Consider the following 210-nt stretch of genomic DNA (forward strand, 5'->3'; position numbering starts at 1 on the left):
CGCGATTGGCGTGCGCCAGCTCCGCCTGCATGGTGCGCAAGGCTTCTTCGGCCCGCCTGCGTTCGGTGATATGCCGCCCGACGCCGCGGTAGCCGACGAAGCGTCCCGTCTCGTCGAACACGGGCAGCCCGGAGACAGACACGTAACGCTTGCTGCCGTCGGGGCCAGGCCGCGCGAGCTCAAAATCACGAAATGGCAGGTGAGCATCGA

At 67.1% G+C, this 210-nt stretch carries 1 protein-coding gene; it reads right to left on the reverse strand.

All coding sequences use genetic code 11. The annotated features are described in order from the left end of the window. Nucleotides 1-210: PAS domain-containing protein (locus KJQ96_RS41200; protein WP_249735099.1), on the reverse strand; the 210-nt coding region annotated here is incomplete at both ends.

Origin of the sequence: Bradyrhizobium sp. sGM-13 (assembly GCF_018398875.1) — a bacterium.
In the GTDB taxonomy this organism is placed as follows: domain Bacteria; phylum Pseudomonadota; class Alphaproteobacteria; order Rhizobiales; family Xanthobacteraceae; genus Bradyrhizobium.